Genomic DNA, 9,237 nt, shown 5'->3' on the forward strand with positions numbered 1-9,237 from the left:
TTCCTGTTTTTCCGAAGGATAGTATCCTGAGAATATTTTCAGCCCAAATATCAGCGTAATCCTCGCGCAACCAAAAATAATTCCCGAATTTGCGATTCGGGATACATTCCGGATTATATCCTCCCATAATAGGATTCAATCACAGTGCTGTCCCCCAAACTCAGTGGAGACACCGTCGATTGGATTTTGGAGGATATTTTCATGATGAACAGACATATTTGGTATGGCGCGGGAAGAAGCCTCTCTGCGGCAGAGGACGTACACGCAGGAGGCAGGCTGCTGAAATATGTCGGCATCGTCTTCCTTGTGATTCTGCTGCTGCTTTGCGGAACTGGTTCCGTGAGTGCAGCATGGGATGGAACCGTGAATTCCTCGTGGTATGCAAATGAAATTGCGGCGGGACATAACGGTATGATGAACAAACCCTACCTCGTTCACGACGAAAAAAGTCTTGCCGCCCTTGCAAATGAAACGAATCAGAACGCATCGTTAAACGGGTTCGAGGACAAATATATTCTTCTTACCGCGGATTTGAACCTGAACGGCGCCACAGAACAGTGGTCACCAATCGGGAACAAAAAGGGATCCAAATTCAAAGGCAAATTCATCGGCGGCGGCCATACCATCGCCAACATGAACATTACCTATGCCAGCACCGAGCAATGGTATCGTCTCGGTCTCTTCGGCTACGCAATGGGTGCGACGATTCAGGATGTGCATCTGACCGATGTCGTGGTACAGATAAACTCCACGGGTGACATCGCCTGTGCCGGAGGATTAGTCGGAGAGAGCGAGGATGCGAAGATTAGCAACTGTTCCGTAACCGGAACCATGATCGCGGAAGTTACAAAAACCTCCTATGCCGGCGGTCTTGTTGCCTGGTCAAAGACCACCGAGATTACCAACAGTTCCGCGGAAGGAACAGTGCGGGCCGTCAGCGGGAAGGAGGTCTCTCATGCCGGCGGTCTCGTCGGAGGAGCCAACAACTCCCGCATCGACAACAGTTTCGCAGAAAGCACGGTGAGTGCGAACTCCCTCTCCGCCAGTACAACGGGTCAACCCCCTGTCTATGCGGGTGGCTTGGTGGGATTGGCACGGTTCACCACAAACATTACCAACAGTTTCGCAACAGGGAACGTGAAGGCGGAGGGAAACAATGCCATCATCCATGCGGGAGGTCTCGTAGCTGTCTCGGATTACAATACCATCATGATCAACTGTTCCGCGAAGGGGACGGTGCATGCAATCGGTAATACAGGTAGCGCTCACGCCGGCGGTCTCGCCGGCCTGATATCAGGCAATACGAAGATCCTCGGAAGTAATGCATTGAGCACGGTAACTGTGACTGCTAACGGTAACAAACCTGCCTCTGCCGGAGGTCTTGTGGGAGCTGCTGAATACAGCAACACCATCGCCGATTGTAGCATAAACGGTGGAGACGTGACTGCAAATGGTACCGGAAATAGCGACGTTCGTGTCGGTGGTCTCGTCGGATATATCGATACGAAAGAAGCTGGCCGCATCGCCAGCCTTACGAACTGTTCGGTGACTACCGCAACGGTGAACGCGGATGTTACCGGTTCTGCTTTTGTCGGCGGTCTTGCAGGGTATGCCAAAGATGTGACGATCACACATGTAGGCGCAGAGGTGACGGTAACCGCAAAATCCACCCACGTAAACTATGCCGGAGGGTTAGTGGGGCGGAGCGAGAAGAACCGCATCACGGACTGTTATGCAACCGGTACGGTAACCTCCACATCCACCGGCAACACCGCCCATGCCGGAGGTCTGGCAGGATTTGCCGGTTTCATCTCCGACATCACAAACTGCTACGCAACCGGTACGGTAACCGCCGACTCCTCCTCTTCGCCCGGCTCCTCCTTCTCTGCATGTGCCGGAGGCCTGGTGGGAAAGGTAGATTCAGGGAGCAACATCATGACACACTGCTATGCAACCGGCGACGTAACCGCCAAATCCTCTGGCAGCTCCTATGCCGGCGGCCTGGTGGGAAATGATGTCACTGGCACCATCACCATCACGAACGCCGCCGCACTGAACAACCGCGTGACCGCGGCCGGCACACCCAGCAACACCGGGCGGTTTGTTGGAAATGGCACCTTGGGAACGGAAACCTATGCATGGCGGCATATGGAACTCAACATCAGCGGTACCAGCATAAAACCGGTTTCTGCGGGCGGCATAAACGCCACGAACGCAAGTACCGTGATGATCTGGGGGAACGAAACCTTCTTTACCACTCTCTTCAGCGGATACTCCGCAAACTGGACAATGGGCACAGAGACAGCCTACCGGCTTCCGCTTCTGAAAAATAATATCCCCAGACAGACCGGGATGGACGCCTCACATCTCAACGTCTCCCACGCGATCACCATACATATAACGGGCAAAGGAACAATCACCCAATCCCCTTCAGGGGCCACGATTCCTGACGGAACATCGGTGACCTTCACCCTCAGTCCGTCGGATAAACTCATCAGTCTTCTGGATACCGACACAAACATCAGCCCATTGACGAGTAGCTACACCATCGCCGACGCGGACTGCCCGCACACCATTGTCGCCACTTTCCAACAGCCTTCCACTCCGACACCGACACCAACCGGAATCCCCACTCCGTCACCGACACCAACCGGGGGCAGCGGATCCGGTGACGGCAACATGGAAGAGTCCTACCGTGTCCTCTTTGAAACCAACGGAGGAGGTTTCATCAGCCCCGTCACCGGCCTTTCCTCCGGCGATACCATCCCCGAACCACCACAACCACAAAGACCCGGATATACCTTTGGCGGCTGGTACACAAATGAAGCCTGCACCAATGGATGGAACTTTGCGAATGGTATTCAGTCTGACATGATCCTCTACGCCAAATGGATTCAGGGAGGAGTGCCCGCTGAGACCGTAACTGCGACTCCGGTATCCACACCGGAAATCCCGACACAAGAGCCGACTACCATACCCACGGTTGAGGGTACTGCCACTGCATCACCGATCGATGGCGCCACCATTGCACCACCGGGCGGGGACACGGACATCGCACCGCCGGCTGACACCGGCGACGACAACACATCAGGCAAGTACTACAATACCGGCGCGCTCTGCTTCCTGCTGTTGCTGCTGTTCCTCTTCCTCCTGTGCCTGATCCTCCTCCTGCGCCATACCGTGACCTTCCTCATCCCCACCTCAGAAGGAATCGAACGCTACCGCATCAAAGTCTGGCACGGCAAACGCATCGACCCGGACAACCTCCCCGAACTTCTCCTGACCGCCGCATGGTACCTCGACGAAGAACGTGAAGAGCGCTGGGACATCGAAGAAGACCGGGTTACCCGCAGCATTCGTCTCTACCACGGATAACGTATCCCTGACCGCATATCGTCATCACGGCGTATCCGGCTGCTCCGTGCGGGTTCACCCCTGCCGGACACCACACAAAGCCCCGGCTTCCCCCTCTCTCTCCGCAGCGTACCTCCTCCTCAGAAGAGAAGACCAACCTCTTCCTCTTTGGTATGGCATTCAGGTGACACACCTGACCGGCGGCATAAGACACCCTGAAAAATCCTCGACTGAACAAAAAAAGGGGAACCTCCGTTCCCGCCTCCATAAGACCCACATGCAGGGAAATACGTGCATCCTGAATTTAATAGACGAAAAATCATAGACTCATGACCCGTTCAGTCGTCAGAACCACACACCAAATATCAGGGGTGTCTGCCGAAACCGTAACTATTTTTTTCTATGATGCCACGAAAGTATTTCGTCTGCTCTGATACAGCACACAACAACGATCGTTCACAGTCAACAAACAAATTTAGGTACAACACCGGAGAAAGCGGTGTGGTTCCCATGTTTCAAAAAAAGATTACAGAGTTCCGGATCGGATCGGCTGAATCTCATTCAGGATACAATGATACAGATACCCGGAGAAAAGATCGTTTGAGAGGAACACACCTTCCAGCATCCCGTTCTCCTCCACCACCGACAAAGAATCCTGCCGGTCAGCATAGATAGCAATCTTCCGCAAAAGACTTCTACCGTCAGGAACCGGAGGACAGAACATCCCGCACTCAATATCCCGGCCCCCGAGATAACACCGTATCCCCAGATGTTCGGCAAGCTCCGGCGTTCTGACAATAACGTAGAGCGCAACCCGTTTGTCAAGTTTTTTCAAATCAGACGCATACCGCTTCAAAAACTCCGCATCATCACAGATGATCAGCATCTCCGATTTGACACGCCGGAACATCAGCTGTACCTGCGAATCAATCGCCCACTGGCTCCGCAGCTCATACGCCTGCAGCAGCCGTTCCGGACGATCGCGCTCCAGGCCGGTCAGATACTCGCTCAGATCATTCAGGGAATCCATCGTGTCCTTCTTGATCTGCTCAAACGTCCGCGACACATCGCAGACATGATAGCGGGCGGGAGACCCGCCCGCCGACACAACAAAATGCTTCTCCATTAACGCATTCAGTGTCTCATACACCCGTCCCCGGGGGATCTGGGTAAACTCATGAATTTCCCGGGCGCTCGCCACCCGCAGTCCGAACAGCGCCGAGTACACCTTTGCCTCGTACTCGTTCATACCGAACTTTTTCAGACGGAGAACCAGATCCTCATCCATCTATGCGGACTCTCCACCGAGATCCAGCTTCTTTCTCTTCCACTCGCCTTTACGGTAGAAGTAGTAGTCGCAGATGCACATAATAACCGAACCGCAGACGATTGCATACCAGATGTACTGGATCGGATAGCCAAGGTACGCAAACAGTGCGGAAAGTGCAACCTGCGTACAGATCTGTCCGGCAATCGCCGAGTACATGCCGGGCCGCGTCATACCTGCACCATTCATCGCAAACCCGAGCGTCATGGCAATAGCGATGATGAAGTAAGAGAACGGGATAATGTGCATAAACAGCACGCCGTCCACAAGTGCTTCTCCCTCCGCACCGAAGAACGCCAGCAGCATCTCAGCGTTGAGATAGTAGAAGATCGCAACAACCGCCATAAAGATTGCATTGATAACAACCGCATACTTCACCGACAGCTCCGCACGCTCAACCTTTCCCGCACCAAGATTCTGACCGACCATGACCGCGATTGCCGTACAGAATCCCATCACAATAATGAGTCCCAGCATATCCAGACGAATCGAGATACCGTATGCAGCAACCGCTGCCGTCCCGTAGAAGACGGTGATGATCGACGTCATCATCAGGAATCCGAAACTCCGCACACCACTCTGAATGGCACTCGGAATGGCAATCAGCACAATATCCCTGATCAGCTGCGGCTCAAACGTCCATCTGTTCGGCAGCCGGACAGGACTGTTTTTGAATGACGGAAGAAGATAGATTACGGCAAGCAGCAGCAGAATACCTGTGGCACGCGAAAGGATGGACGCGTACGCTGATCCTGCAATACCGAACGCCGGAAAACCTCCGAGACCCTGAATCAGGGTCGGGTTCAGAATGATATTGACGATGTTTACGGCAATCATTGCATACATCGGTGTCCGGGAATCCCCGCTGCTCTGAAACGCCGTAACAAGGGTCATCAGAATGACCATGACGAAGAGACCCATAAGCATCGGCCGCAGGAACTTCGTTCCTTCGGCAAGTGCTCCCGGATCTGCTCCAAGGAGGAGAAGGAGTTCTTCCGACCAGAAAAATCCGATAACTGCTATTATGGCGGAAATAATAAGCGCCAGATACAGCGAGTGTGCAAGAATTACCTGAATGCGTTCATATCGTTCCGATCCATATGCCCGCGATATGAACGCGGCAGTGGCGGTGACTATACCGAACAGCACGGTGGTTAAGACCATGATGATCGAGATACTCATCGTTCCGCCCGCGATCGCATCCTGACCAAGGTGACCGATGAAGTACATGTCCACGACTTCAAGGACACTCTGGAGAATGTTGCTGATGATGATCGGGAGGGCGATGATGAGGAGGGCTTTCGTGATATTTCCCTCGGTGATAATATTCTCCCTTTCGGCCATAGGATTGTACATATAGTGTTTTGAAGGCAATAAGAGTAGTGCTTATTCACATCAGGGGGCAGGGTATTTTTTTCAGATACTGCGTTTTTTCATGACAGTTTTCTCTATCAGAAAGGGATGCTCCTGTTAACAGGTGCACTATATATTTATGGAGGATAACATGAATGAGTAAAGATGAAAAATACATTTGTCCCCACGAAATGGACACTGGTATTCCTGCTCTTCGCAGCAATGCTTACGCTGATGGGAGGAGCAGCGGTTGCTCCGGCACTGCCGCTGATCAGTGAGGTGTTTTCCGATGCACCGGAATTTTTAATATCGATGATCATTACGCTGCCGTCACTTGCGGTTGCCTGCACGGGATATGTGATAGGCGTTGCCTGTGATAAATTCGGCAGACGCCCGGTTCTTCTGGCATCTCTTGCGATCTTTGCCGTTGCCGGTTCAGCAGGATTTTATCTGGACTCCCTGTGGGCAATTCTTCTGAGCCGGGTTATTCTTGGTGTTGGTATAGCAGGTCTAACAACGGCAACAACGGCACTCATCACAGAATATTATACGGGTGCATCAAGAGTGAAAGTACTCGGGTATCAGTCGGCAGCGATGGGTTTTGGCATTCTGCTTCTGGAAACCTGCGGAGGGACGCTTGCAGAGATCTCCTGGAGGGAGCCGTTCCTGATTTATCTGGTTGCGTTTGTGATTATGATCGGTGTCATCTTCGCAGTAAAGGAGCCGGAAAGAGAGCCGCGGCGCTCGCTCCGCGATAATTCGGTGAAACTGAATATGAAAGCCCTGTTGCCGATTTATATTTCGATCTTTATCGGGATGGTGATTGCGTTCCTGATGCCGACGAAGCTTCCGTACCTGATTGCCCAGGTCGGCAGTGTGTCTCTGACGGGGACGGGGTTGCTGCTTGGTCTGATGGGATGCTGTTCGGCACTGGCAGGTATTTTCTACGGCAGGATTGCGGCACGGATGCTGCGGATGCAGGTGATGTTCCTGTGTTTCCTGGCAGTGGGTATCGGGTGCTGTATGCTGGGTTTTGCGACTTCGGTTGCGGCGATCGCACTTGCCGTGGTCTTTACCGGGTTCGGACAGGGCGCTCTGATTCCGACGATTGTGAACTGGATTTCGGATGAGGCACCGGTTCGTGCAATGGGAAAGGCAACGGGTATTTTTTCCATGGCGTTAAACCTCGGACAGTTTGCGTCTTCGCTTGCGGTGATTCCGATTCTTGTGATGGTAGGGTCCTACAGTAATCTGTTCCTCGCTGCCGGTGTGTTCGGTATGCTGGTTGCCTGTGCGTATGCGGTTGCCTGGAGACGGGAGAGACGGGCAGTAACACAGGTTGCCCGGTAATTTTTTTGGAGCGGGAAAAACGATCCAAACATCTCTATTTGTTCTTTTTTCTTCGCTGTCCCTATTCTCCGCAAATATTGGTGAGATGTCCGGGGTTCTCTGAAACTTCATAACCTCAGCCGTGAAATATGTATTTATGACCGATATTGTTTTTATTACCGATGTCCACGGCAAGTATGAGGTAATCCCCAAGATATTCGAGGAGGAGGAGCCTGATTATGTTCTGATCGGCGGAGACCTGACGGATTTCGGACCGCTTGACGGCGTGATTCCGGCACTTGAGGAGATTCCTGCTCCGACGTTTGTCGTCCCCGGTAACTGTGATCCAAAGGAGATAGTGCAGGTTATCGAGGCTTCGGATGCGATCTCTCTGCATAAGAAGAGTATTGATCTCGGCAACATTACGATAACGGGCCTTGGCGGATCGAATACGACTCCTTTCAATACATTGTTTGAGATGTCTGAAGAGGAGATTGCGGCCGCATTGTCGGAGGTTCTTGCAAGAACAAAGAAGAACCGGTGGAATCTTCTGGTGACGCATGCACCGCCGCAGGGTGCTCTGGACGGTATCGGGGAGGACGGGTCGGTGCATGTCGGTTCTGCGTCTGTTGCGGCGGTGGTCCGCGAGTTTGATATTGTCTGCTGCGGACATATTCATGAGCAGAAGGGCATCACAGAGTTTGAACGGCGGATCTGTGTGAATCCGGGACCGGCTTCGGCGGGGAATTATGCGGTGATTACGCTTTCCGATGAGGATGAGCCGGTGATCGAGCTGCGCAATATACTGGAGCTGGCTGAGGAGGAGTAAACTTCCCGTCCGATTTTTTTTACAAAAAAATTACTCTTCCGCCTTTTGTGCACGGGCATCAAGCAGGATTTCAAGATAGGATTTGGTAAGCCGCTCACCCGTAATACCCGCCATCTTCGCCACATTTTCAATAGCGGCAACGGCCTCCTCCTCAGTGAGGGAAAAATCAGCCTCGATCTCAGAGAACGTTCCAACCTCAGCAACATTGTCAAGCGTCACAATGGCTTTCTCGCACTGATAAATCTCGCGGTGTTTGACGACTTCAGCAGTCTTTCTGAAGTTCAGCCGCTCAAGAATAACAGCAAACTGCTCCCCGGAAGAGATATCAACGATGACCTCCTCACGGGCTTTGAACCCCTCACGGCCGACCTTGGGACCTTTATAGGTAACATTCGGCGGCATGATGTTCCCGCAGGTCTGATTTCCGGTGTAGCGGACACGGAGAGCTTCATCAGTCACCGCGAAATCCTTGTGGGGAGCATTGTAATAGATATCGTGCTCATCCTGTTCTGCGATCAGGGCCGCGCCGTTCTTTTTGAGATTTTCCCGGATAGGTTCAAGTGCCGGAACTCTTACTTTTATCTCGATCTCCAGTGCCATGATGTATAATTACTCGAACGCGAGGGAATATAAGAGTAGAGGATTACAGGGCATTGTACCGAACGTTCGGATATACCCTGCCCATGAACACCATTTATCGAATACCATCCCGCGACCCGCCAGGACTCTGCCGTGCGAATCGTTAGGAGGAACCCAAATAAAACTACAGCATCCACCTCCGGGGCTTTGCTCCAAAAGTCTAAGCTTGTTCATAATCTCTGATAGAATTATGTTTTTTTCTGGACATTGTAGGTGAGTTAGTGGTGAGTGGGATACCTGAGAAAAGAAAACGCAGATAACGCAGATGCGTCGCTCCGCTCCGCTGCTTCGCTCATCGCATTTGCTATTCGTCGCTCGCCATCCCGTCCGAGCGGACGGGCGGCGTTGCTGTCGCAAGCGCGACGGCAAATGCTCGCGAAGCTCCCACTCATCCCTTATCCTGCAC

General features: G+C 52.6%; 6 protein-coding genes. 3 read left to right on the top strand and 3 right to left on the bottom strand.

Going from position 1 to position 9,237, the window contains the following annotated elements; genetic code table 11:
* Positions 1 to 201: 201 nt before the first annotated feature.
* On the top strand, positions 202 to 3,375 hold the full coding sequence (locus O0S09_RS09550) for an InlB B-repeat-containing protein (RefSeq protein ID WP_268923751.1): 3,174 nt from the start codon (positions 202 to 204) through the stop codon (positions 3,373 to 3,375).
* 505 nt (positions 3,376 to 3,880) lie between these two features.
* Here the strand turns inward: O0S09_RS09550 and O0S09_RS09555 are convergent.
* Entirely contained in the window at positions 3,881 to 4,642 is a 762-nt protein-coding gene (locus tag O0S09_RS09555; RefSeq protein ID WP_268923752.1) for a TrmB family transcriptional regulator, read from the bottom strand.
* Positions 4,643 to 6,025 carry an MATE family efflux transporter gene (locus O0S09_RS09560; protein WP_268923753.1) on the bottom strand — a complete coding sequence of 461 codons (1,383 nt, stop codon included), beginning with the start codon at positions 6,023 to 6,025 and terminating at the stop codon, positions 4,643 to 4,645.
* Between the two features lie 174 nt (positions 6,026 to 6,199).
* Between O0S09_RS09560 and O0S09_RS09565 the strand changes: the two genes are divergently transcribed.
* Both O0S09_RS09565 and O0S09_RS09570 read left to right on the top strand, forming a co-directional pair.
* Entirely contained in the window at positions 6,200 to 7,384 is a 1,185-nt protein-coding gene (locus O0S09_RS09565; RefSeq protein WP_268923754.1) for an MFS transporter, read from the top strand.
* Positions 7,385 to 7,520: 136 nt separating this feature from the next.
* Positions 7,521 to 8,192 carry a metallophosphoesterase family protein gene (locus O0S09_RS09570; RefSeq protein WP_268923755.1) on the top strand — a complete coding sequence of 224 codons (672 nt, stop codon included), beginning with the start codon at positions 7,521 to 7,523 and terminating at the stop codon, positions 8,190 to 8,192.
* 30 nt (positions 8,193 to 8,222) lie between these two features.
* On the opposite strand, the gene cyaB is transcribed toward O0S09_RS09570, so the two are convergent.
* Positions 8,223 to 8,792 (bottom strand): class IV adenylate cyclase, encoded by a 570-nt coding sequence (cyaB, locus tag O0S09_RS09575; RefSeq protein WP_268923756.1) that lies wholly within the window; start codon positions 8,790 to 8,792, stop codon positions 8,223 to 8,225.
* Between the last annotated feature and the right edge of the window lie 445 nt (positions 8,793 to 9,237).

Source organism: Methanocorpusculum vombati (genome assembly GCF_026891935.1).
Classification (GTDB): domain Archaea; phylum Halobacteriota; class Methanomicrobia; order Methanomicrobiales; family Methanocorpusculaceae; genus Methanocorpusculum; species Methanocorpusculum vombati.

Bases quoted from the DNA above. Each gene is read 5' to 3' on its own strand.
- O0S09_RS09555 (WP_268923752.1), bottom strand. From the start codon at position 4,642: ATGGATGAGGATCTGGTTCTCCGTCTGAAAAAGTTCGGTATGAACGAG.
- O0S09_RS09550 (WP_268923751.1), top strand. From the start codon at position 202: ATGATGAACAGACATATTTGGTATGGCGCGGGAAGAAGCCTCTCTGCG.
- O0S09_RS09565 (WP_268923754.1), top strand. From the start codon at position 6,200: ATGAAAAATACATTTGTCCCCACGAAATGGACACTGGTATTCCTGCTC.
- O0S09_RS09560 (WP_268923753.1), bottom strand. From the start codon at position 6,025: ATGGCCGAAAGGGAGAATATTATCACCGAGGGAAATATCACGAAAGCC.
- cyaB (WP_268923756.1), bottom strand. From the start codon at position 8,792: ATGGCACTGGAGATCGAGATAAAAGTAAGAGTTCCGGCACTTGAACCT.
- O0S09_RS09570 (WP_268923755.1), top strand. From the start codon at position 7,521: ATGACCGATATTGTTTTTATTACCGATGTCCACGGCAAGTATGAGGTA.